This is a genomic window from Hylemonella gracilis ATCC 19624, assembly GCF_000211835.1.
Lineage (GTDB): Bacteria > Pseudomonadota > Gammaproteobacteria > Burkholderiales > Burkholderiaceae_C > Hylemonella > Hylemonella gracilis.
Genome location: NZ_AEGR01000081.1, coordinates 1 through 21,280 on the forward strand (window position 1 = coordinate 1; position 21,280 = coordinate 21,280).

General features: G+C 71.3%; 20 protein-coding genes and 1 pseudogene. 1 reads left to right on the plus strand and 20 read right to left on the minus strand.

What is annotated here, in order from left to right:
- From HGR_RS12680 to cbiT, 10 genes and pseudogenes are all read right to left on the minus strand, one after another.
- Nucleotides 1–578: vWA domain-containing protein (locus HGR_RS12680; RefSeq protein ID WP_039853519.1), on the minus strand; the 578-nt coding region annotated here is incomplete at its 3' end.
- 95 nt (nucleotides 579–673) lie between these two features.
- Nucleotides 674–1,891: an ATP-binding protein gene (locus HGR_RS12685; protein WP_006298675.1), complete on the minus strand. Its 1,218-nt coding sequence runs from the start codon at nucleotides 1,889–1,891 to the stop codon at nucleotides 674–676.
- Nucleotides 1,888–5,790: a cobaltochelatase subunit CobN gene (cobN, locus tag HGR_RS12690; protein WP_006298676.1), complete on the minus strand. Its 3,903-nt coding sequence runs from the start codon at nucleotides 5,788–5,790 to the stop codon at nucleotides 1,888–1,890. Before cobN ends, HGR_RS12685 begins: the two co-directional genes overlap by 4 nt.
- A 33-nt stretch (nucleotides 5,791–5,823) precedes the next feature.
- Nucleotides 5,824–6,885 carry a cobalamin biosynthesis protein CobW gene (gene cobW / locus HGR_RS12695; protein WP_006298677.1) on the minus strand — a complete coding sequence of 354 codons (1,062 nt, stop codon included), beginning with the start codon at nucleotides 6,883–6,885 and terminating at the stop codon, nucleotides 5,824–5,826.
- 54 nt (nucleotides 6,886–6,939) lie between these two features.
- Nucleotides 6,940–7,815 carry an ABC transporter substrate-binding protein gene (locus tag HGR_RS12700; RefSeq protein WP_006298678.1) on the minus strand — a complete coding sequence of 292 codons (876 nt, stop codon included), beginning with the start codon at nucleotides 7,813–7,815 and terminating at the stop codon, nucleotides 6,940–6,942.
- Between the two features lie 4 nt (nucleotides 7,816–7,819).
- Nucleotides 7,820–8,389 (minus strand): cob(I)yrinic acid a,c-diamide adenosyltransferase, encoded by a 570-nt coding sequence (gene cobO / locus HGR_RS12705; RefSeq protein WP_006298679.1) that lies wholly within the window; start codon nucleotides 8,387–8,389, stop codon nucleotides 7,820–7,822.
- Complete coding sequence (gene cobF, locus HGR_RS12710; protein WP_006298680.1) at nucleotides 8,379–9,161, minus strand: precorrin-6A synthase (deacetylating); 783 nt, start codon at nucleotides 9,159–9,161, stop codon at nucleotides 8,379–8,381. The genes cobO and cobF overlap by 11 nt, the downstream gene beginning before the upstream one ends.
- A complete protein-coding gene (cobM, locus tag HGR_RS12715) occupies nucleotides 9,158–9,943 on the minus strand; it encodes a precorrin-4 C(11)-methyltransferase (RefSeq protein WP_006298681.1) in 786 nt (261 codons plus the stop codon). The genes cobF and cobM overlap by 4 nt, the downstream gene beginning before the upstream one ends.
- Before the next feature lie 92 nt (nucleotides 9,944–10,035).
- Nucleotides 10,036–10,404 (minus strand): annotated as a pseudogene (locus HGR_RS12720) (cobalamin biosynthesis protein); the annotation flags it as partial.
- Nucleotides 10,386–11,570, minus strand: a complete 1,185-nt coding sequence (gene cbiT, locus HGR_RS12725) for a precorrin-6Y C5,15-methyltransferase (decarboxylating) subunit CbiT (RefSeq protein WP_039853513.1) — start codon at nucleotides 11,568–11,570, stop codon at nucleotides 10,386–10,388. The pseudogene HGR_RS12720 and the gene cbiT, both read right to left, overlap by 19 nt.
- On the opposite strand from cbiT, the gene HGR_RS12730 reads away from it, so the two are divergent.
- Nucleotides 11,539–12,339: a cobalt-precorrin-6A reductase gene (locus HGR_RS12730; RefSeq protein ID WP_006298684.1), complete on the plus strand. Its 801-nt coding sequence runs from the start codon at nucleotides 11,539–11,541 to the stop codon at nucleotides 12,337–12,339. The genes cbiT and HGR_RS12730 overlap by 32 nt on opposite strands.
- Here the strand turns inward: HGR_RS12730 and cobJ are convergent.
- The 10 genes from cobJ to HGR_RS12780 all read right to left on the minus strand — a co-directional run bounded on the left by cobJ (nucleotide 12,303) and on the right by HGR_RS12780 (nucleotide 21,252).
- On the minus strand, nucleotides 12,303–13,049 hold the full coding sequence (gene cobJ, locus HGR_RS12735; protein WP_006298685.1) for a precorrin-3B C(17)-methyltransferase: 747 nt from the start codon (nucleotides 13,047–13,049) through the stop codon (nucleotides 12,303–12,305). The genes HGR_RS12730 and cobJ overlap by 37 nt on opposite strands.
- A gap of 73 nt (nucleotides 13,050–13,122) precedes the next feature.
- Nucleotides 13,123–13,854 carry a precorrin-2 C(20)-methyltransferase gene (gene cobI, locus HGR_RS12740; protein ID WP_006298686.1) on the minus strand — a complete coding sequence of 244 codons (732 nt, stop codon included), beginning with the start codon at nucleotides 13,852–13,854 and terminating at the stop codon, nucleotides 13,123–13,125.
- Nucleotides 13,854–14,486, minus strand: coding sequence for a precorrin-8X methylmutase (locus HGR_RS12745; protein WP_006298687.1), 633 nt, complete (start codon nucleotides 14,484–14,486; stop codon nucleotides 13,854–13,856). The genes cobI and HGR_RS12745 overlap by 1 nt, the downstream gene beginning before the upstream one ends.
- The gene (locus HGR_RS12750) at nucleotides 14,470–15,681 is read right to left on the minus strand and encodes a precorrin-3B synthase (RefSeq protein ID WP_006298688.1); all 1,212 of its coding nucleotides are present in this window, start codon (nucleotides 15,679–15,681) and stop codon (nucleotides 14,470–14,472) included. The genes HGR_RS12745 and HGR_RS12750 overlap by 17 nt, the downstream gene beginning before the upstream one ends.
- Nucleotides 15,682–15,769: 88 nt before the next feature.
- Nucleotides 15,770–16,447, minus strand: a complete 678-nt coding sequence (locus HGR_RS12755; protein ID WP_006298689.1) for an energy-coupling factor ABC transporter permease — start codon at nucleotides 16,445–16,447, stop codon at nucleotides 15,770–15,772.
- A 57-nt stretch (nucleotides 16,448–16,504) separates the two neighbouring features.
- Entirely contained in the window at nucleotides 16,505–17,347 is an 843-nt protein-coding gene (locus HGR_RS12760) for an ABC transporter ATP-binding protein (protein ID WP_050797462.1), read from the minus strand.
- The gene (locus tag HGR_RS12765; RefSeq protein ID WP_006298691.1) at nucleotides 17,344–18,354 is read right to left on the minus strand and encodes a FecCD family ABC transporter permease; all 1,011 of its coding nucleotides are present in this window, start codon (nucleotides 18,352–18,354) and stop codon (nucleotides 17,344–17,346) included. The genes HGR_RS12760 and HGR_RS12765 overlap by 4 nt, the downstream gene beginning before the upstream one ends.
- Nucleotides 18,351–19,298 carry an ABC transporter substrate-binding protein gene (locus HGR_RS12770; RefSeq protein WP_006298692.1) on the minus strand — a complete coding sequence of 316 codons (948 nt, stop codon included), beginning with the start codon at nucleotides 19,296–19,298 and terminating at the stop codon, nucleotides 18,351–18,353. The genes HGR_RS12765 and HGR_RS12770 overlap by 4 nt, the downstream gene beginning before the upstream one ends.
- The gene (gene cobU / locus HGR_RS12775; RefSeq protein WP_006298693.1) at nucleotides 19,295–19,867 is read right to left on the minus strand and encodes a bifunctional adenosylcobinamide kinase/adenosylcobinamide-phosphate guanylyltransferase; all 573 of its coding nucleotides are present in this window, start codon (nucleotides 19,865–19,867) and stop codon (nucleotides 19,295–19,297) included. The genes HGR_RS12770 and cobU overlap by 4 nt, the downstream gene beginning before the upstream one ends.
- Nucleotides 19,864–21,252 carry a cobyrinate a,c-diamide synthase gene (locus HGR_RS12780; RefSeq protein WP_006298694.1) on the minus strand — a complete coding sequence of 463 codons (1,389 nt, stop codon included), beginning with the start codon at nucleotides 21,250–21,252 and terminating at the stop codon, nucleotides 19,864–19,866. Before HGR_RS12780 ends, cobU begins: the two co-directional genes overlap by 4 nt.
- Nucleotides 21,253–21,280: the final 28 nt, after the last annotated feature.

Sequence of the window (21,280 nt, forward strand, 5' to 3'; positions counted from 1 at the left end):
TCCACGATGACCACTTGCCGCGTCGCGCGGGGCGGGCTCGGCTGCTCCAGCGTGCGGCCATCGCTGAGCAGCCAGAGCCAGCCGTCGAACGCTGGCGCTTGGGCGTGCCCGCTGCCCTGGGCCGCATGGGGCGCATGGCGCGCACGGGTGGCCGAGGTGGCGCGAGCAGCGCCGCAGACGCGTGAGGCGGCTTGCAGCAGACGGTCCGCCTCCGACAGGGCTTGGGCCAAGGGCGTGCCTCCGCCCCCGCCCAGGGGACGCAGGCGATGGCGGGCCGCTGACCGCACCGGCCCGGGGGGTATCAGCAGCTCCACGCCCCGGCCACCAAAACACAGCACGGCCACGTCGTCACCCTGGCGCGCGGCCTGCTCCAGCATCGCGGCCACCTGCCCCTTGGCCCGGGCCAAGCGGCCCTGCTGGTGCATGGAGCCGGAGGTGTCGAGCACGATGCAGTGCAGCCGCGCGGCGCGCGCGGCCAGGGGGCGATGGCGCAGGTGCTGGCGCCGCAGGGGCGCGGGGCCTTTGGCCAGCAAGGTCGGCAACCAGGCGATGGACGCGCCAGGCGCGCGCGTGCTCATGGCGTGCTCGCTCACACGAGGTCGTGCAGGTCGCATCGTGGCAAGAGGCCACCGCCCGCCGCCCGCCCCGCCTGGGACTGGGCGGCCGGGGTGGCCTAGGCTTTTTTTGCGGGCCACCCCGCAATGCGCGGCGCCGCGACCATGCCGGCCGGCTGGGCGGGCAAGGCGCCCCAATCGCCGTTCGGCTTGGGATTGGGATTGGACCGCGCCCCCGAGTGGCCTGCAGTGGACAGATGATCCTCGGCGGGGCCTGCGCCCTGCGACGGCTGACCAGGCGCGGAGGAAGCGGTAGTGGTAGCAGTGGCAGTGGCGGGGCCGCGTGTCTGAGGACCTGCCGCATTGCGCTCGGCCGCGCGGGCGTGATTCGCCTGGTGCGCCTGATGCGCCAGAGGGTTCGCATCGGCCAGATCGGACGGATCAAGCCTGCGGTGCGCCAAGGCGAATTCGGCCACCGCGTCCACATCGGCCACCGTCACCGCGTCGCGCGCCTGCAGCGCGGCCAACGCGCGGGCGGCGCGCAGCATGACGAGATCGGCGCGCAGGCCGTCCACGCCCGCGTGCAGCGCGCGGTCCGCGGCATGGCGCAGCACCTCGTCCGGCCACGCCAGGCGGGGCAAGGCGGCGCGGGCCGTGATCAAGGCGGCGCTCAAGGCCTGCTGCCGTGCCGCATGCTGGGCGATGAGCGCGGCGGGGTCGGCGTCGAAGTCCAGGCGCGCGCGCAGGATGGCGGCGCGCTGTGGTGCGTCCGTCGGGTTGTCCAATGTCACCGAGAGCCCAAAGCGGTCCAGCAGTTGGGGACGCAAGTCGCCCTCCTCCGGGTTCATGGTGCCGACCAGCACGAAGCGCGCGGCGTGCTGGTGCGAGATGCCGTCGCGCTCCACGGTGTTGACGCCGCTGGCGGCCACGTCCAGCAGGGCGTCCACCAAGGCATCGGCCAGCAGGTTGACTTCGTCCACGTACAGCACGCCCCCGTGGGCGCGGGCCACCAGGCCAGGCGCCAGGCGCAGCTGGCCGTCGCGCAGCACGTCTTCCACATTGAGCGTGCCCACCACCTGCTCCAAGCTGGCCGCCAGCGGCAGCGTCACGAAGGGCGCGCCGGGCAGCAAGGCCGCCAGCGCGCGCGCCGCGGTGGACTTGGCCGTGCCGCGCGGTCCGCTGATCAGCACGCCGCCAATGCCGGGGTCGATGGCGGCGAGTTGCAGGGCCAATTGCAGCCGGGGCTGCCCGATCAGCGCGGTGAAGGGGAAAGGCAGGCGCACGGCGGGCTCGGTCGCTGAACCCGGTGTGTGCGCGGATGCTTGCGGGGTGCTCATGGCAAAGGTCCTTCTCCGTGTTCTTCGAGGCGGCGCTCCAGCGCCAGCAAATGGTCTTCGATGCGCGCGCGGTGCTCACCGGGCTCGGCCCACAGGCCGCGCTGCATGGCTTCGAGCAGGCGTTCGCCGATGCCGCGCAAGGCGCCGGGGTTGTGCTGTTCCAGGAAGGCGCGGTTGGTGTCGTCGTGCAGGTAGGCCTCGGCCACGAGGGCGTACTGGTGGTCACCGACCACGCCGGTGGTGGCGTCGAAGGCGAACAGGTAATCCACCGTGGCGGCCATCTCGAAGGCGCCCTTGTAGCCGTGGCGGCGCACGCCTTCCAGCCACTTGGGGTTGACCGCGCGTGAACGCACCACGCGCGCCACCTCTTCGCCCAGCGTGCGGATGCGCGGCGCGCCGGGCACGCTGAAGTCGCCGTGGTAAAGCGCGGCCGCCTTGCCTGCGAGCTGCGCCACCGCCACGGCCATGCCGCCCTGGAACTGGTAGTAGTCGTCCGAGTCCAGCACATCGTGCTCGCGGTTGTCCTGGTTGTGCAGCACGGCGTCCAGGCCGCTCAGGCGCTGCTCGAAGCTGGCACGCGCGGGCACGCCATGGCCGCCGCCTTGGCCTTCCTGGTCTGGCCCGTGGCCTCGCCCATAGGCAAAGGCCCCCGCGCGCAGATAGGCTTGGGCCAGGTCGGCGCCATCGTTCCAGCGCCCGCTGGCCATCAGCTCTTGCAAGCCGGCGCCGTACCCGCCGGGACGCGGGCCGAAGACCCGCCAGGTCGCTTGGCGCTGCGCCGCCTCGGCGTCCATGCCCTGGGCCTGCGCCTGCGCGGCCTCGCGCCGGATGCGAACACGGATGGGGTTCACGTCGTCGGGCTCGTCGTCTTCGCTGATGGCGGCGACCGCGCGCACGGCGGTGTCGAACAGATCGATCACGTTCGGAAAAGCGTCGCGGAAGAAGCCCGAGACCCGCAGCGTCACGTCCACGCGCGGGCGGTTGCGCACGGCCATGGGCAGCACCTCGATGTCCACCACCCGGCTGCTGCCCGCCGCCCATTTGGGCCGCACGCCCAGCAAGGCAAAGGCCTGGGCGATGTCCTCGCCGCCCGTGCGCATGGTGCTGGTGCCCCAGACCGAGAGGCCCACTTGCCCTGGCATCACGCCGTGGTCTTGCAGATGGCGCTCGACCAGGCGCTCGGCCGCGGCGGCGCCCATGGCATAGGCGGTCGGCGTGGGCACGGCGCGCGTGTCCACCGAATAGAAATTGCGCCCCGTGGGCAGCACGTCGGGCCGTCCGCGCGAGGGCGCGCCACTGGGCCCGGCGGGCACGTGCCGCCCGTCCAGACCCGCCAGGCATTGCGCGATCTCCTCGGGGCCGCAGGCGTCCAGGCGCGAACGCAGCACGGCGCGCATGCGCTGCAGCACGGGGGCGGTGTGCGGCCAGGGGCGCAGTTCATCGGCGCTGGCCTGCGCATCACCCAGCACATGGCACTGCACCAGCTCACGCGCGAGCAGTTCCAGCCGCTCGCGCGTGTGGCCGGCATGTCGCCAGGCTTCGCTGCTCACGGCTTGCAGCACGGCCGGGCGCGGTCCCTTCCAGGGTGTGGCCCATTCGGGGTTCAGGACGTGGAAGCCGTCCAGGCCCTCCAGGCCCAGGTCGTGCGCCAGCGCCACCAGCAGGCTGCGCTGGCCCGGCGCGGTGCCCGAGGGGAAGCGCGCCAAGGCCACCAGCGTGTCGATGCGTTGGCGGCCCTGGGGTGAGCTGCCCAGGATGTGCAGGCCATCGCGAATCTGCGACTCCTTGATCTCGCAGAGGTAGGCGTCCAGGCGCCGCAGCAGCGCTTCGCGGCCCTCTTCATCGGTGCCGTTGTTGCTGTTGCTGGTGTTGCTGTTGTTGGCGGCTCCGGTGAAGCCCAGCTCGGTGTGCAGCCCCTCGCGCAGCACGTGGTCGAGGATGTCGTTGCGCAGGCGCTGGGCGCGGCGCGGGTCCAGCGCCAGGGCCTCGTAGTACTCGTCCATCTGGCGCTCCAGCGCCTGTAGCGGCCCGTAGGTCTCGGCGCGCGTCAGGGCCGGCATCAGGTGGTCAATGATCACGGCCTGCGCGCGGCGCTTGGCCTGGCTGCCCTCGCCCGGATCGTTGACGATGAAGGGGTAGAGATGCGGTAAGGGGCCCAGGATCGCGTCAGGCCAGCAGGCCGCGCCCAGGGCCACGCTCTTGCCGGGCAGCCACTCCAGGTTGCCGTGCTTGCCCACATGCACCACGGCGTCCACCGCGAACTGGCGGCGCAGCCAGAAGTAAAAGGCCAGGTAGCCGTGCGTGGGCACGAGGTCGGCGTCGTGGTAGCTGGCGACCAAGTCCAGGTCGCGCCCACGCGCGGGCTGGATGCCCACGAACACGTTGCCCAGGCGCAGGCCCGCGACCATGAAACGGCCGCTGCGCACCATGGGGTCGTGCTCGGGTTCGCCCCAGAGCGCGTTGACCGCGTCGCGGCTGGCTACATCAAGGCGGTTGAAATCAGTCAGGTAGTCGGCCAGGGACAGGCTCTGCCCCGCCGGTCGGGCGTCATTCGCATCGAGGTTGTTGGTCACGCCCGCGACCAGGGCGGCGATCAGCGCGTCGCCGCTGTCGGGCAGGTCGCCTGTCGCGTATCCAGCACCTTGCATGGCGCGCAGCAGGGCCACGGTGGAGGCCGGGGTGTCCAGGCCCACGCCGTTGGCCAAGCGCGCGTCGTCGTTGGGATAGTTGGCGAGGATGAGGGCCACGCGTTTGTCCGCGTTCGGCTTGTCGCGCAAGACGCACCAGCGGCGCGCGAGTTCGGCCACGAAGGCGATGCGCTCGGGCTCAGGCTGGTAACGCGCCACGTCGACCTCGGTGCGCTCGCAACGCCAGGCCAGGCCCTTGAAGCTGATGGCGCGCGTGACGATGCGGCCGTCCACCTCGGGCAGCACCACCTGCATGGCCAGGTCGCGCGGGCTCAGGCCGTGCGGGTCGGCCTGCCATTGCTCTTGGGCGCAGCCCGCGGTGATGAGCTGCAATACCGGCGCGTCACCGGCCAATGCCTGGGTGCGCGCATCCAGCACGCCGTCGCCATCCGCCGCATCCAGGCTGCTCAAGGCGAAGCTGGTGGCGTTGAGCACCACGCCCGCGCGGTGTTGCCGCGCCAGCTCGCGCAGCAAGGACAGGCTGGTCGGGTTCTTGAGCGAGTCCACTGCCACCGCCAGGCTGTTGAGCCCGCGCTCGGACAGCGCGGCCTGCAAGGCCTCGAACACCGCCGTGTTGCCAGATTGCCAATGCGCGCGGTAGTACACCAGCAGCGCCATCGGTGCGCCATCGTGACTAGGCAGATCGGCCGCCGCGCCCTGGGGCGGCACCACGAGCGCGGGCGGCAGCGAGACGGGTGGCTCGGGCCGCTCCCCGATGCCAAACACGGCATGGCCGATCAGGGCGTAGAAACTGCGCGCGTGGTCGGGCCCGCCTTCGCGCAGGCAGCGCCAGAGGTGGCGGCAGTCGTCGTGCGCGGCCGTGCTGCGCAAGAGCAATTGCAAGTCTTCGCCGAAGTCCCCCGAAAACAGGGCCAGCCATTGGCGTCGTGCACGGGCCTGTTCCTGCGCGCGCTCCACCAGATAGGCCCAGTCACTGGCCGCGCCCAGGTGGTCAATCACCACCACGCGGGCGTGCCGCAGCACCTCGTCCACGTAGAGGTCCACCGACGCGGGCTGGCGCAGCCACATCAGGTTGGCCAGACGGACCGTCGGAAAATCGGCGGGCAAGGCCCGCGCCGCGTCGGCCAGCAAGGCCAGCGTGGTGTCGGCCGCGCTGAGCACCACGATGTCGCCCGGCGTCTGGGCCACGCGCACCACGCCTTGGCCCCCGTCGTCGACGTGGCCGCCTGGGCGGGTGGAGAGCAGATGCATGAGAGATTGATCCGGGTGCGTGGGACCGCGCGCTCACGCGGTCACGGGCGCGGCCAGTGCCGCTTCCAGCTCGGCCTGAAGCGAGGCTTCGTCCAGCGCCGAACCAATCAAAACCAGGTGTGACTGACGGTTCTCGCCGAAACTCCAGGGCCGGTCGAAATAGCTGTCAAACCGCGTTCCCACGCCCTGCACCACCAGGCGCATGGTCGCGTTCGGCAAGGCCACGAAGCCCTTCACACGGTAGATCTCGTGACGCGCCACCAGCGCCTGCAAGGCCTCCAGCAGCTGTTCGCGGCTGGGGACGTCCAGCGCCACCTGCACCGAGTCAAAGGCATCGTGGTCGTGGTCCTCTTCGTCGTCGTGGTGGGTCTTGCGCTGGTCGATCTGGTCTTCCACCGCGCGCTTCAAACCCAGCAGCACGTCGATGTCGACACGGCCGTGCTGGGCATGCACCAGCTTCACGCCGGGCAGGGTTTCGGCGCGGATGGCGGCCTCAACGCGGGCCAGTTCCTCGGCACCGAGGCCATCGGTCTTGTGCACCACCACCAGATCGGCGGTAGCCAGCTGGTCTTCGAACAGCTCGTGCAAGGGCGAGTCATGGTCCAGGTTCTCGTCGGCGCGGCGCTGGGCGTCCACGGCCACGGGGTCGTCGGCGAAATCGCCCGCGGCGACGGCGGGCGCGTCCACCACGGTGACGACGGCGTCCACCGTGAAGGTGTTGCGCAGGGCGGGCCACTGGAAGGCCTGCACCAGGGGCTTGGGCAGGGCCAGGCCCGAGGTCTCGATGACGAGGTGGTCGATCTGGTCGCGGCGCGCGGCCAGCTGCTCCATCACGGGCGCGAACTCTTCCTGCACGGTGCAGCACAGGCAGCCATTGGCCAGCTCGTAGAGCTGGCCGTTGTCCTGACCGTTCTCATCGCAGCCGATGCCGCAGCCGCGCATGATTTCGCCGTCGATGCCCAGTTCACCGAACTCATTGACGATGACCGCGATGCGGCGGCCCTGGGCGTTGGCCAGCAGGTGACGCAGCAGCGTCGTCTTGCCGCTGCCGAGGAAGCCGGTGACGATGGTGGCGGGTATTTTTCGAGATGGCATGCGCACAGTCCTTGAATTAAAAAATGTCAGCGAAGGTTGAGGTATTTCGGCGCGCTACTCACGCGGGGGCAAGGCCATGAGGCAATCGACCAGCATCTGCGCGGCTTCGCCCAAGCGCGGGCCGGGGCGCGAGAGCAGGTCCATGCGGTCCGCGTCCAGCAGGCACAACTGCTGCTGGCGCAGGGCGGGCAAGGCGCTCCAGCCTGGGCGGTCCGCCGCGTGGGCCAGCGTGGCGCGCGGGCCGATGATGAGGTCCGGCGGCTTGCGCAGCAGCAGCTCGGGGTTGATGCGGGGGAACAATCCCAGCTCGCCCCCCACCACATTGACCAGACCCAGCCGGGCCACGGTCTCGCCGATGAAGCTCTTGTCGCTGGCGGCCGATCCGGGCGCCACTTCGACGTAGACGGAACGCCCGCGCAGCGCGGCGGGCAAGCGCGCGGCGGCCGCGGCCAGCTCGGCGTCGATGCGCGCCACCAGCTCGGCGGCGCGGTCCGGCTCGCCCAGGGCCTCGCCCAACTTGAGCAACATCCGCTTGAGGTCGGCGTGGGTGCGGCCATCCAGCGTCAGCACGGGCACGCCCAAGGCCTGAAGTCGTTCGCCCGCGCGGCTGCGCGGCCCCAGCAGCACCATGTCGGGCCGCAAGGCGACGATGCCTTCGATGTCCGCGTCCTCCAGCCCACCCATCCGGGGCAGCGGCAACACGCTGAGGGGCCAGCTCGAATGGCGGTCGGCACCCACGAGCTGCGCGCAGTGCCCCAGAGCGCAGACGGACTCGGTCAGCGAAGGCGCGAGCGTGACGATGCGCTGCGGCGGCTGGGCCGAGGCCACGCACGACAGCAGGCTCCAGGCCGCCACCGAGGACAGGCGGGACAGTCTGAAACGCGTGGGGGGCAGCGCAGCACACGCAGTGGCCAGCGTGGGGGCGAACATGTCCCTAGTCCTCGATGCCGCGCTGCGCCGGCACACCCGCGTTGAAGTGGTGCTTGATGAGGGTCATCTCGGTCACGGTGTCGGCCAGTTCCACCACCTCCGCGGGCGCGTTGCGCCCCGTCAACACCACGTGCACATGCGCCGGCCGCTCGCGCAGGCAGGCAAGAACGGACTCCAGCGCAATCCACCCATAGCGCAGCGGGTACATGATCTCGTCGAGCACCACCATGAAGTGCTCACCCGCGCGGATCGTGGCCTCGGCCTTGGCCCAGCCTTCTTGCGCCAACTGGGCCGAGTGGTCCAGATCGCGGCTCTTCCAACTGAAGCCGTCGCCCAGGCCTTCGATGGGGATGCCCAGCTGCTCGAACAAGCGGTGTTCGCCAAAGCGGGCCGTCGGCACTTTCATGAACTGGTAGACCTTGACGGCCTTGCCGCGGCCATGCGCGCGCAAGGCCAGGCCGAAGGCGGCGGTGCTCTTGCCCTTGCCGGTGCCGGTGTGCACCAGCACCAGGCCCCGGCGTTCGCCCTGGGGCTTGGGGGTGTCGCGGTGGATGGGAGGGGTTTCAATCTGCATGGTGTTCAACGGTGTTGCGTGCCCGCCTGAGCAGGTAGGTGTCCATGAGCCAGCCGTGCCGCGCGCGCGCTTGCTCCCGCTCCCGCACGATGGTAGCGGACACCTCGGCCAGCGGACCGCTGATGCACAGCTGGTGCGGCATGCCCAGGAAGGCGCCCCACCAGATGTGCAGGCCCACGGGGTCCAAGTGCTGGAAGGACCCCTGCCCGTCGAGCAGCACGGCCACGGTTTCGGCGCTGGCGGGCCAGCCATCGGCGCGCAACTGGCGTCCGGTGGTGATCAGCACCGGCGCGTTGATCTCGTTGAGCGGGATGGCGTGCGCCGCCGTCAGCGCCTGCAGCGCGGTGATGCCCGGCACCACCGTGACGGACAGGTCCACGCGCGAGGCCAGGCGCTGGGCGATGCGCAAGGTGCTGTCGTAGAGCGAGGGGTCCCCCCAGACCAGCAAGGCCACGGCGCCGCCTTCGGGCAGGTGACGCGCGATGGTGTCCAGCCAGACCTGGGCAATCGCGTCGTGCCAGCGGTCCACCGCGCCCAGGTAATCCGTCTCGCCTCCTTGGCGTACCGGCATGTCGAACGGGGCCAGCACCGCGGCGCCGGGCGGCAGCAGTTCGCGGCACAGGCTCAGGCGCAGATCGGCCAGGTCCGCCTTGTCCGCGCCCTTGCGCGGCACCAGCACCAGCTGCGCGCGGCGCAGCGCCGCCACGCCTTGAAGGGTGATGTGATCGGGGTGGCCCGCGCCCATACCGATCAGGCTGAGGTGGACTTTCATTCGCCCTCCTCGGGGAAACGCGGCACCGGGCCCAGCGGGCGGTAGCGGCGGTCGTAGTCCGCCGCATAGAGGCGGCTGTGGCCGAAATCCACCGCCCCCAGGTTGCGCCCCACCAGGATCAGCGCGGTGCGGTCGATCTCTGGCGCGATGGCGGCTTCGATCATCGCCAGGCTCGCGCGCACCACCCGCTCGTCGGGCCAGCTGGCGCGCCAGACCACGGCCACTGGACAGTCGGCTCCATAGTGCGGCAGCAAGTCCTTCACCACGCGCGGCAAGACGTGAATGGACAGGTGGATCGCCAGCGTGGCCCCCGTGCGCGCGAAGTTCGCCAGGGCCTCCCCTTCGGGCATGGGGGAAGCACGGCCGCTGGTGCGCGTGAGCACCACCGACTGGCTCATGCCCGGCAGCGTCAGCTCGGCACCGAGCGTGGCGGCGGCCGCGGCGAACGAGGGCACACCGGGTGTGACGGTGTAGGGAATGCCAGCCTCGCGCAGGGCCCGCATCTGCTCGCCCAGGGCCGACCAGACCGACAGGTCGCCCGAGTGCAGTCGGGCCACGTCCTGCCCGCGCGCGTGGGCCTGGCGCATCTCTTGCACGATCTGCTCCAGCGACAACGGTGCGGTGTTGACGATGCGCACGCCGAGCGGGCAATGGGCGAGCACGCCTTCGGGCACGAGCGACCCGGCGTACAGGCACACCGGGCTGGCGGCGATGAGGTCGCGGCCACGCAGGGTGAGCAGATCGGGAGCGCCGGGTCCGGCACCGATGAAGTGGATGGTCATGGGGTCGGGGGCTCGGACGAAGGGTCGGCGATGGCGATGGCGGCCGTGGCGCTGCCATCGGCGCTGACGTGGCGGCCACCGGCCAGCACCGCTGCGGGACCGGCGGCAGCCAGGGCCGCAGCTTCGGCCACGCTGCGTGCGCCATAACGCGCGGGCACATGGGCGCTGGGCCGCGCGGCCTGCAAGGGCAACTGGTCAAGCGCCACGGCACGCAGCGGCAAAGCCGATTCGCGGGCCAGTTGCAGCAGGGCCGGGTGCTCGCATTTGTCGGCCGCGCTGGCCAGCGCGCACAGCCTCAGCGGCGCCCCGACCTGCTGCCCGGCCTCGGCCAGAGCCACGGACAGGACCTGGCGCAAGGCCTGCACACTGGCCTGCTGACGCAGACCGATGCCAGCGATCACGTGGGTCACTTCGGTCAGTTCGGTCACATGGGTCCGGACGGTCACAGCACAACACTCCACTGCACCACCGGGCGCACCGGCTGCCAGCCACGCATGTTGCCCAAGGACTCGGCATGGGCCAGCGACACCTGCAGCAGTTCGCCACCGTGGCGCGCGTGCAATTGCAGCAGCAGGGTCTCGGTCTCCAGGGTCACGCTGTTGACGACCAGGCGGCACCCCGGGCGCAGCAGCGCCCGCAGGGCGTCGAACAGGGTGGCGTCCATGCCGCCGCCCACGAACACCGCGTCGGCGGCGGGCAGCGTGGCCAATACATCGATGGAGGCCGCGTGATGCACCCGCAGGCGATGCGGCACCCCCAGTTGCTCGGCGTTGCGGTGGATATTGGCCACGCGCGAGGGCGACCGCTCCACGGCGTGACACACACCGCCGGCCAGGCACCATTCCACGGAAACGGAGCCCGAGCCGGCCCCCAGGTCCCACAGACATTCGCCGGGGCGCGGCGCCAGCGCGCGCAGGGTCAGCGCGCGCATCGGCGACTTGGTGATCTGCCCATCATGGGCAAACCATTCGTCGGGCAGACCGCCGCTGGCGGGCAGGCCAGCGGGGCCATCGTGCAGGTCCAGCGCGAGTGCCACGGGTGCTTGCGGGGGCGGGATGTCTGGCGCGTCCAGGCGCAAGCGCTGGATGCGTTCGCGCGGTCCGCCCAAGCGCTCCAGCGCCCAGCCGCTGCTCGCGCCGAATCCGTGACCGCTGACCAAGGCGGCCAGCGCGAGCAGGGCTTCGCCGTCGCGCACCAGGCTAATCAGGCGCTGGCCACGCCGCAGCCAGGGCCGCGCCGCCGCCAGCGGCAGCGCGTGCAAGCCCAGGCAAGCCAGCGTTTCCAGCCGCCAGCCCAGCGCCGCGGCGGCGAGCGAAAAGGTGGACGGCGCGGGATGGGCCACCCATTCGCCGGGCTGCAAGCGCTGCGCCAGGCTGCCACCCGCGCCAAACCAGAAGGGATCGCCCGAGGCCAGCACGGCCACGGCTTGCCCGCGCAGGGCCAGCACCGGCGCCACGTCAAAGGGCACGCCCCATTCGGTGCCGCGCGCCGCGACCCCGGCCAGGGCCAGGTGACGCGCGCCCCCAAAGACGTGGCGGGCCGAGGCCAGCGCGGCGCGGCTACCATCGTCGAGACCCGCCAGCCCCTGCTCTCCCATGCCGATGATCGACAGCCAAGCCTCAGCCATACAACGTGTCCTCCTGCTGGGGGGCACCACCGAAGCCCGCCTGCTGGCCCAGGCCCTGGCCTTGGCGAAGGTGGACGCAGTGTTTTCCTATGCGGGCCGCACCGAGGCTCCTGTGGCCCAGCCCCTGCCCACCCGCGTGGGCGGCTTCGGCGGCGTGGGCGGTCTGAGCGACTATCTGCGGCGCGAAGCCATCACCCACGTGATCGACGCCACCCACCCGTTCGCTGCCCAGATGAGCCAGCATGCGGTGCAGGCCTGCGCCGATCTGGCGCTGCCCCTGCTGGCGCTGGAGCGCCCCGCTTGGCAGGCCCAGCCGGGTGACCGCTGGCATCAGGTGCCCGATCTGGCCGCCGCGGTGGCCGCCCTGCCCGCCGAGCCGGCGCGTGTGTTCCTGGCCATCGGCCGCCAGCAGGTCCAGCCCTTTCTGGATGCGGGCCGGCACTGGTTCTTGCTGCGTCTGGTGGACTCGGGCTTTGACTTGCCCGAGGAACGCGGCGCGGTGGTGCTGGACCGAGGCCCATTCACCGTGGACCAGGACCTGGCCCTGCTCAAGCGCCACGGCATCACCCATGTGGTGGCCAAGAACTCGGGGGGCCAGGGCGCGCAAGCCAAACTGCACGCCGCGCGCCAACTGGGCTGTCCGGTGATCCTGATGGCTCGCCCAGCCATGGCCCCGCGCCCGGTCGTGGACTCGGTGGCGCAGGTGCTGCGGTGGCTGGGGGTGTCGGCGGTTCATGACCCTGCCCCCGGCACCGAACGCGGTGTGTAGACAAAGCGCCCCACGCGGCGCGTGGTCGAACTGCCGACGATGACCAGGGTGCCCATGTCGGCCATGTCGGCCCGCGCCTCGGACAAGGACACGCAAATCAGGTGCTCGCGCGGCGTGCTGACGGCGCGCGCGAACAGCAGCAGGCGCTCGGGTTCGCAGGTCTCGCGCAGCACGTTCAGGGTCTGCTCGAAGCCCTGCGGGCGACTGGCCGAACGCGGGTTGTAGAAGGCCATGGCCATGTCGGCGCCCACGGCGGCGCGCAAGCGCTTTTCGATCAGTGCCCAGGGCTTGAGGTTGTCGCTGAGGTTCAGCGCACAGAAGTCGTGACCCAGGGGCGCGCCCGCGCGCGCGGCGGCGGCCAGCATGGCGGTGATGCCAGGCAGCACGCGCACGTCCAGCGACTGCCAGTCGGCGCGGCCTTCCATGACCTCGAACACGGCCGAGGCCATGGCGAACACGCCCGGGTCGCCGGACGACACCACCACCACCCGGCCCCCGGCGGCGGCGAGCGCCAGCGCCGAACGCGCGCGGTCCAGCTCCTCGCGATTGTCCGAGGGGTGCAGGGTGAGGCCCGCGCGCGGCGCCACACGGGCCACGTAAGGGATGTAGCCCAGCACGTCGGTGGCCTCGGCCAAGGCGTCACGCACCTCGGGCGTCACCAGCGCCTCGCTGCCCGGCCCCAGACCGGCGATGCACAGCCACCCTGTCACGCGACGGCCCTCCCCCCGCGCGACCACCCCCACGGGGCAGGCGCGTGGCCGATTCGCGGCAGTCCGCGCGCGCTCATGGCGCCACCTCCGGCCTGCGCCCCTGACCGTGCACGAGCACGATGGCGAAATACGGGCACACCTCCATCGAGGTGTCGACCAAGCGGCTGATCTGCTGCTGCGGCATGGTGCCGTGCTGCACCAGCCACGCCTGCTCCAACTTGCCCGCGCGCGCCAAGGCCCGGCGCACGCGCGGCAGGTTGCGGCCGGTTTTCATGATGGCGATCGCGTCGGCCGCCTGCATGTGGCGCGTCAAGTCATCTTCCGGCAGCGTGCCCATCAGCACGGTCAGCACATCGTCGCCCCAGGTCATGGGCAAGCCGGTGGCCCACCAGCACCCGACCATGCCCGGAACGCCCGGCACCACCTCGACCGTCGCCCGCCCCTGCAAGCGGGTGTAGAGGTGCATGAAGGAGCCATAGAAAAACGGGTCACCCTCGCACAAGACCACGATGTCCCGCGTCTGAGCCTGTTCGGCCAGGCGGTCGGCCCAGCCATCGTAGAAACGGGCCAGGCAATCGTTGTAGTCCGCGCTGTCAAAAGGCAGCTCCGTGGTGACGGGGTACTCCATCGGATATTCGGTCACATCCGGGGCCAATAGACCGTCCACCATCTTGCGGGCCTGGCCGGGGCGGCCCTGCTTGCGGAAATAGGCCACATGCCGCGCGGACCGCACCAAGCGGTCGGCGCGCACGCTCATCAGCTCGGGATCGCCCGGGCCCAGGCCGGCGCAAATGATGCGTCCCATCAGATCTCCTTCTCGCTGGCCAGCGCGTTGATGGCGGCGGCCGTGATGGCCGAGCCCCCCAGGCGGCCATGCACCACCAGGGCGGGCAGACCCTGGGTGTCCATCAGCGCGGCCTTGGATTCGGCGGCCCCGACAAAGCCCACCGGGCAGCCGATGATGGCGGCTGGTCTCGGACAAGCAGGCTCTTGCAGCAGGTTGAGCAGATGGAACAGCGCCGTGGGCGCATTGCCGATGGCCACCACGGCCCCAGCCAGGTGCGGCCGCCACAGTTCCACCGCGGCGGCGCTACGCGTTGTGTCCATCTCACGGGCCAATTCGGGCACCTGCGGTTCCTGCAAGGTGCAAATCACGGGGTTGTCCGCCGGCAGCCGTTTGCGGGTGATGCCCACGCTGACCATGCGCGCGTCGCACAAGATGGGCGCGCCGTCGCGCAGCGCGAGGCGCACGGTTTCGGCCGCGCCGGGCGTGAAGGCCACGTGCTGCTCCAGTCCAACGAGGCCAGCGGCGTGGATCATGCGAACGACCGCGAGTTGTTCCAGCGGCGTGAAGCGGTCGAGCGCGGCCTCGGATCGGATGATGGCGAACGACTGCCGGTAGATGGCGTCGCCATCGCGTTCAAAGCGGTGCGGCATGGGGACGTTCTTGTTGTTGGAGCAGTTGCATGAGGGCATGGCGGTCCAGGCCGCGGTGGTCAGGCAGGCTGTCGGCCTTGCCCCGCCAGATCAGGTCCAGCCCGTTCGCGGTGGTGACCACGGTGGTGGCCTCCCTCGGGTGGGCGCAGCCCTTGGGGCAGCCGGAGACATGCAGGCCCAGCCCCTCGGGCAGCAGAGGTGCCCAAGGCGCCAGGGCCAGCGCCAGGGCGCGCGGCGAGCCCTGGGCCTGCGCCGCCTGCTCGCAGTCAGGGGCGCCCGTGCAGGCGGCCACGCGCAGCCGGGCATCGCCAGGAGCGGTGATGAGGTCGGGCAAGGCGGGAACAGGTCCCGCCGTTTCGAGCAGCAGGCAGCGCCAGGGCGACAGCCGCAGGGCGCCACGGCGGCCCAGCGCCGCCAACGTGTCGGCCTGCACCAAGCCAAAGGCGAATCCCACCAGCTGGCCCGCCGCATGGGGGCCCAGAGCGGGCGTGCCTGCGGCGACGTCGGGCACGGGCACCACGCGCCAGTCTTCGGGCAGCGCGCGATGGCGCAGCGCATCGGCCATGCGGCCGCGCCCCTGCGTCACGGCGCCCGACGCCAAAAACCAACGCGCCAGCGCCAGCGCGGCGGAGGTAGCCTCGTCCAGCGGCACCACGCGGCCATGGACGGCGCCGTCGGCCCAGACCAGCACGGCGTCGCCGTGGCGTTCCAGGCGCACGTCGGCCGGCGCGTCACGCAGGCAGGGATGGGGCCCCGTGTCCACCGCGAAGCCGAACTTGGCGGGCAGCCGCGGCGCATCGCCGCGCACCAGCCGATCAGACAGCTCGCGGGCCAATGCGGGCGTGGGGTCACCGTCGGTCCACAGCGGTTGCACCTGCACGTTGCGCCGGGCTTCGGCCTCCGAGTCCGCGTCCAGCACACCGAGCGCGCGCAAGCCGTCCAGCAGCGCCGGGTGCTGCGCGGCGTGCACACCGCGCAGCTGCAGATTGGCCCGGTTGGTCAATTCAAGCTGAGGCCGCGCATACCGCAGGGCCAGCGCGGCCAGGCCCTGGGCCTGTTCACCGCTGAGCCGCCCCGCGTGCGGGCGCACGCGCACCACCAGCCCGTCGCTCGCCGCCATGGGCCGCAAGGCGCCGGGGCACCAGCCCTTGACCCGGACGGCGGCGTGGGCCTGCGTTGGCAATGGCTCGGTCATGCCTGCCTTGAACCCGCGCTCACGCGAACCGCTCGCGAAGAGCAGGCCGTGCGACGCAATCCGATCTGCGGGACCATGGCCCTCGACCTCAGGCGGCAGCGAACAGGCGCTGCTCGACCCAGGCGCTGCCCTTGAGGCGGTGCACGGTCTTGGCCAAGGCCAGCACGCCCAGGTCCACCAGGGGCTCCAGCAGCACCACCGTCATGTAGGCGGCGCCAAAGCTGCCGATCTGGGCCAGATTGGCCGCGCTGAATCCATGGCCGTACAGCGCCCAGAACGCCACCCAGGCCACGATGCCGCCTTGGTAGGCCACCGACAGCTTGAAGGCCTGCTGGTAACTCAGGTCCACATAGGCCATGTGCTCGGGCACGATGCGGCGCGCCAGGGCGTGGGTCACAAACAAGGGCACGAGCAAGGTGGTGACGTTCATGCCGTACTGCGGCAGGTCTTGCTGCGCGAAGAACAGGCTCTGGATCGCGAGACCGCCCGCGAGACCCAGCGCGGCGGGTGCCACGCCGAAGACCAGCAGCAAGGTGGTGCCCAGGATCAGGTGCACCTCCGACACGCCCACCGGATGGTGGGGCAGCACCTCGAAGAAGCAGAACACGAGGGCCACGCACAGCAGGCTGCGCGCGAGCACGGACAGCGGGCCGTCTTTCTTGAGGGCCTGCCAGGCCAGCTTGCTGGCGTAAAGGGCGGCGGCGGTGCCCGTGGCGTAACTCAGGAAGATCTTGGTTGCATCAACCAGTCCGGGTTCGATGTGCATGGTCTGACTCCTTGGTGAAAATGGAAAAACGAAGGACGGAAAAAAACGCAGCCCGGCTCAGCCAGGTCGCTCGGGCGGTGTCACGGGCAGCGCCACCCACTGCCCTTGCAAGGCATGCAGGGTAATGCGGTGTTCGAAGACGTCTCTCAACGCGGCATGGGTGGCACTGTCGCCGCTGGCACCGTGGTGAGTCACCCGGCCCTGCGCCATCACCACCAGGGCGTCGGCCTGCAAGGCCATGCTGAGTTCGTGCAGCACGCTGACCACGGTGCCGCCGCGCGCCACCAGGGCGCGCACCACGACCAGCCAGTCGGCCTGGTGCGGCGGGTCCAGATTGGCCAGCGGTTCGTCCATCAGCAGCACTTCGGCCTCGACGGCCAGCGCACGCGCCAACAGCACGCGCTGGCGCTCGCCGCCCGAGAGCTGACCCAGCGGACGTTCGCGCCAGTCCCAGGCCTGGGTGGACCGCAAGGCGCGCTCCACGGCCGCGTGGTCGGCCGCGCTGGGCGGGGCCAACCAGGCCTGGTGCGGCAGGCGGCCCAGCATGGCCACGTCATGGACCGGGAGATCATCCGTCACGCTTTCGTTCTGGCCCAGCCACGCCAGGCGGCGCGCGCGGGCACGGGCCGGCAAGTCATTGAGCGTCGTGCCCATCAGCCGGACCTCGCCCCGGGCCTGGGGCAGCAAACCCGCCAGGGCCTTGAGCAGCGTGGACTTGCCCGCGCCATTCGGGCCCACGATGCTGGTCCACCGGCCCGCGCTCAGGTCCAGGTCGACCGCATGCAGCACCTCGGTGGAACCCAGGCTGACGCGCAGGCCACGCGCGCTCAAAGCCGGCACGGCCACCGGTGCGGAAGGGGACGCGGCCGGGGATGCAATGTGGGGGGCACTCGGCGTCATGCCAGCCCTCCCCCGCTGCGCGTGCGCCGGTGCATCAGCCACAGCAAGTAGCTGCCGCCCAGCACCGCGGTGAGCACGCCCACGGGCAGTTCTTGCGGCGCGATCAACCAGCGCGCCAGGATGTCGGCCGCCATCAACAACACGCCGCCCATGCCAGCCGACAGCAGCAGCAAGCGGTCGTGCGTGGTCTTGACGATGGAGCGCACCAGGTGCGGCGCGGCCAGGCCGACGAAGGCGATCAAGCCGGTCTGGGCCACCGCCGTGCCCGTGGCCAGCGCGAGCACGGCCACCAGCACCCGGCGCATGCGCGCCAGCGGCAGGCCCAGGCTGGCCGCCGTGGCCTCCCCCAGGCTGAGGCCGTCGAGCGCGCGCGCGCAGACCCAGGCCGCCAGGGCGCACAGCAGCCCCAGGCTGGCCATCAGCGCGCAGCCCGACCAGCCCACGAAGCCCGCGCTGCCGAGGTTGAAGCCCAGCATGGCGGGCACGATGTCGGGCGCCGCCAGCGTGATCAAGTCCTTGGCCGCGCCCAGCACCACCCCGACGATGACGCCGGCGAGCAGCAGGCGCAGCGTGTGCTGCACACCGCGCGCGAGCTGCAAGGTCAGCAGCACCGCGAGCACCGCGCCCGCGAAAGCCGCGCCCGTGAGACCCAGGCGCGTGAGCCACGCCAGGCTGGACGTCCCCCCCAAGGTGGTGCCCAGCAAGGCCATGGCCGAGGCCACGCCCAGCGAGGCCCCCGAAGCACTGCCCAGCAGAAAGGGATCGGCCAGCGGGTTGCGGAACAAGCCCTGTGCCACCGCCCCGGCCAAGCCCAGCAGCGCGCCAGCCAGCCAGGCGCCCAGGGTGCGGGGCAAGCGAATCTGCCCGACGATCTGCGCGGCCACCGGGTCCTGCGCGGCGCGCAGCACGCTCTCGAAGCCCGTGCTGCCCACGCTGGCGCCCAGCACCATCAGCACCAGGGACAGAAGCAGCAGCGCCAGACCGAGCAGGAAGGCCTTGCGTCTCATGGGCGCGCTCCCGGCGACGTGGACGTGGAGGACGTGGAGGACGGGCCGGAGGGCACGGGCAAGGCCAGCTTCTCGGCGATGCAGCGCGCCATGATGCGCGCCGCCTCGGCCATGCGCGGGCCGGGCCGCACGACCACGTCCGAGTCGTCCACGCCGTAGACGCACAAGCGCTGGCCGCGCACCGCGCGCATCTGGTCCCAGCCCGGATACGGCGAGCGCGACTGCATGCTGCGGTTGCCAATCATGATGAGGTCAGGGTCGGCGCGCACGACGAACTCGGGGTTGAGGCGCGGGAAGGGCCCCAGCTCCGCCGGGATCACGTTCTTCACGCCCAGGCGCGCCAGGGTCTCGCCAATGAACGACACCTCACCCGCGCCGTAAGGGCCGCGGCTGACCTCGAAGTACACACGCAGGCCCCGCGCGGCGGGCGGCAGGCCGCGCGCGGCGGCGTCCACGCCGTCCTGGATCTCGCGCCAAAGCCGCTCGGGCTCGGTCGCGGGCACGTCCAGCAGCACGCCCAGGACCTGCAGCACACGGTGCACATCGGCATGGGTCTTGGGCTCAAGCGCCACCACCTTGAGGCCCAAAGCCTCCAGGCGTTCGCTCGCGCGCGAGGAGACCGACAGCAGCACCACGTCGGGCCGCAGGGCCACCACGGCCTCGATGCTCGGGTCCAGGCCGCCGCCGAGGCGGGGCAGGCGCGCGATGCTCGGCGGATGGTTCGAGTAACGGTCCACGCCGACCAGGCGCGGGCACTGGCCCAGGGCGCACACGCTTTCGGTCAACGACGGCAGCAGGCTGACGATGCGCTGCGGGCTCTGCGAGAAACGCACGGTGACGCCGCGCTGGTCGGTGATTTCCAGCGCTTGGGTTTGGGTTTGCGCATGTCCGGCCTGGGCCATCAGCAGCGGGACGACGAGCGCGAAGGCAAGGCGCAATCTCATGCGTTTCCCTTCAGCGTGAGCGGCAAACCCGCGGCCATGAAGGTCACGCGCTCGCACAGGGCGGCCACCTCCTGGTTGAGACGGCCCAGGGCGTCGACGAACTGCCGCACCTCGCGCCCGAGCGGGATCACGCCCAGGCCGATTTCATTGCCCACCAGCACCACCGGCCCGGGCGCGGTGCGCAGCGCCTGCAGCAGCGCGTCCACGGGCGCTTCCCCCGCGACGCCGTCCATGGGCATCAGGTGGTTGGTCAGCCACAGGGTCAGGCAGTCCACCACGAGCAGGGTGTCAGCGCGGCTGTGCGCCACGATGGCCTGGTTCAGTCGCAAGGGTTCTTCCACCGTGCGCAGGCCAGGCACGCGCTGCGCACGGTCCCGCTGGTGCCGTTCGATGCGCGCGCACATCTCCTCGTCGTGCGCGCGCCCCGTGGCGATCAGCACGGCGTGATGATCCGCAGACACGGCCAGCCAGTCACGCGCCAGCAGCTCGGCCCGGCGCGACTTGCCGCTGCGCTGGCCGCCGAGGATGAGTTCGCTGCGCGCGAAGGGCGAGGGCAAGGACCTGCTCATGCGGCCAGCGCTCCTGACTGCGCACCCAGTACGGACAGGCCACCTCGCCCGCCGAATATGCGTGCTACCAAGGCCGGGGCCGACGGGAACCAAGCGTGGAAGTAGCTGGCCGCGATGCTGCCGTGCAGGTACACCGCCTCGCCCTCCCCGACCACGCCCGCCGCGGCACCGGGCGGGTGGGTGCGCCAGCGTGCTGGCAAAGGGGTGTCGCAGGTGGAGTAATGGAAGGTGTGGCCACGCAACTCATCGGCGCCGATGCGCAGACCTTGCGGGCCGAGGGCGGCCAGGCGTTTGTGCAAGGTCACGCTGCCAGGCAGCAGGCCCCAGAGCGCATGCGTGACGCCCTGCCCGTCGGTGAGTCGCTCGAACAAGGCCATCATGCCGCCGCATTCGGCCCACACGGGCCGGTCTGCCGCGACGTGAGCGCGCAGGCTGTCGCGCAGGCCGTGGTTGGCGGCCAAGCGCGCGGCATGCAGCTCGGGATAACCGCCGGGCAGCCAAACGGCATCGCAGTCGGGCAAAGCCTGGCCGGCCAGCGGCGAGAAGAACACCAGGCGCGCGCCCAAGGCTTGCAGGCAATCCAGGTTGGCGGCGTACACAAAACAAAAGGCGGCATCGCGGGCCACGGCCACGGTGCGGCCCTGCAAGCAGGGCGTCGCAGGCACCGCAGGCGGCGCGGCGGCTGGCTCGGGAAAGTCCACGGACCAGCGCTCTTGCCATTCGCGCGGCGTCATGCGCCCCAACGGGGTGTCGGCCAGCGCATCGGCGGCGGCGTCCAGCCGTTGCAAGGCGTCCTCCAGCTCCGTCGCGGCCACCAGGCCCAAATGGCGTTCGGGCAGCACCAGGGCCGGGTTGCGCCACAGGGCCCCCAGCCAGTGCCCAGGCTCACGCAAGCCCTGCTGCAACATGCCCGAGTGGCGCTCGCTGCCGACGCGGTTGGCCAGCACGCCCGCCCAACGCAGGCCGTCCTGGTAATGCTGCAGGCCATGCGCCAGCGCGCCGAAAGTGCCGGCCATGGCCGAGGCGTCGATCACGGCCAGCACCGGCAGGCCGAAGCGCCTCGCCAGATCGGCCGCGCTGGGCTGGCCGTCGTAGAGGCCCATCACGCCCTCGACCAAGACCAAGTCGGCCTCTTGCGCGGCCGCGTGCAAGCGCGCGCGACAGTCGGCCTCGCCCGTCATCCAGAGGTCGAGCTGGTGCACGGGCGCGCCGCTGGCCATCGTATGCCAGAACGGGTCCAGGAAGTCCGGTCCGCACTTGAAGACCCGCACGCGACGCCCCTGGCGCGTGTGCAGGCGCGCCAGGGCCGCCGTGACCGTGGTCTTGCCCTGGCCCGAGGCCGGGGCAGCGATCAGCAATGCAGGACAGCGTGCGACGGAGGTCATGGGGCGAGCTTAACGGGACATCCCGCCT

What these genes read in the sequence shown, in the direction of transcription:
- cobW (WP_006298677.1), bottom strand. Translation starts at nt 6,885, where the DNA reads ATGCCATCTCGAAAAATACCCGCCACCATCGTCACCGGCTTCCTCGGC.
- HGR_RS12760 (WP_050797462.1), bottom strand. Translation starts at nt 17,347, where the DNA reads ATGACGCCGAGTGCCCCCCACATTGCATCCCCGGCCGCGTCCCCTTCC.
- cobO (WP_006298679.1), bottom strand. Translation starts at nt 8,389, where the DNA reads ATGCAGATTGAAACCCCTCCCATCCACCGCGACACCCCCAAGCCCCAG.
- HGR_RS12770 (WP_006298692.1), bottom strand. Translation starts at nt 19,298, where the DNA reads ATGAGATTGCGCCTTGCCTTCGCGCTCGTCGTCCCGCTGCTGATGGCC.
- cobI (WP_006298686.1), bottom strand. Translation starts at nt 13,854, where the DNA reads ATGGGACGCATCATTTGCGCCGGCCTGGGCCCGGGCGATCCCGAGCTG.
- HGR_RS12750 (WP_006298688.1), bottom strand. Translation starts at nt 15,681, where the DNA reads ATGACCGAGCCATTGCCAACGCAGGCCCACGCCGCCGTCCGGGTCAAG.
- cobM (WP_006298681.1), bottom strand. Translation starts at nt 9,943, where the DNA reads ATGACCATCCACTTCATCGGTGCCGGACCCGGCGCTCCCGATCTGCTC.
- HGR_RS12780 (WP_006298694.1), bottom strand. Translation starts at nt 21,252, where the DNA reads ATGACCTCCGTCGCACGCTGTCCTGCATTGCTGATCGCTGCCCCGGCC.
- cobN (WP_006298676.1), bottom strand. Translation starts at nt 5,790, where the DNA reads ATGCATCTGCTCTCCACCCGCCCAGGCGGCCACGTCGACGACGGGGGC.
- HGR_RS12765 (WP_006298691.1), bottom strand. Translation starts at nt 18,354, where the DNA reads ATGAGACGCAAGGCCTTCCTGCTCGGTCTGGCGCTGCTGCTTCTGTCC.
- HGR_RS12745 (WP_006298687.1), bottom strand. Translation starts at nt 14,486, where the DNA reads ATGCCGCACCGCTTTGAACGCGATGGCGACGCCATCTACCGGCAGTCG.
- cbiT (WP_039853513.1), bottom strand. Translation starts at nt 11,570, where the DNA reads ATGGCTGAGGCTTGGCTGTCGATCATCGGCATGGGAGAGCAGGGGCTG.
- cobF (WP_006298680.1), bottom strand. Translation starts at nt 9,161, where the DNA reads ATGAAAGTCCACCTCAGCCTGATCGGTATGGGCGCGGGCCACCCCGAT.
- HGR_RS12755 (WP_006298689.1), bottom strand. Translation starts at nt 16,447, where the DNA reads ATGCACATCGAACCCGGACTGGTTGATGCAACCAAGATCTTCCTGAGT.
- HGR_RS12730 (WP_006298684.1), top strand. Translation starts at nt 11,539, where the DNA reads ATGCCGATGATCGACAGCCAAGCCTCAGCCATACAACGTGTCCTCCTG.
- cobU (WP_006298693.1), bottom strand. Translation starts at nt 19,867, where the DNA reads ATGAGCAGGTCCTTGCCCTCGCCCTTCGCGCGCAGCGAACTCATCCTC.
- HGR_RS12685 (WP_006298675.1), bottom strand. Translation starts at nt 1,891, where the DNA reads ATGAGCACCCCGCAAGCATCCGCGCACACACCGGGTTCAGCGACCGAG.
- HGR_RS12700 (WP_006298678.1), bottom strand. Translation starts at nt 7,815, where the DNA reads ATGTTCGCCCCCACGCTGGCCACTGCGTGTGCTGCGCTGCCCCCCACG.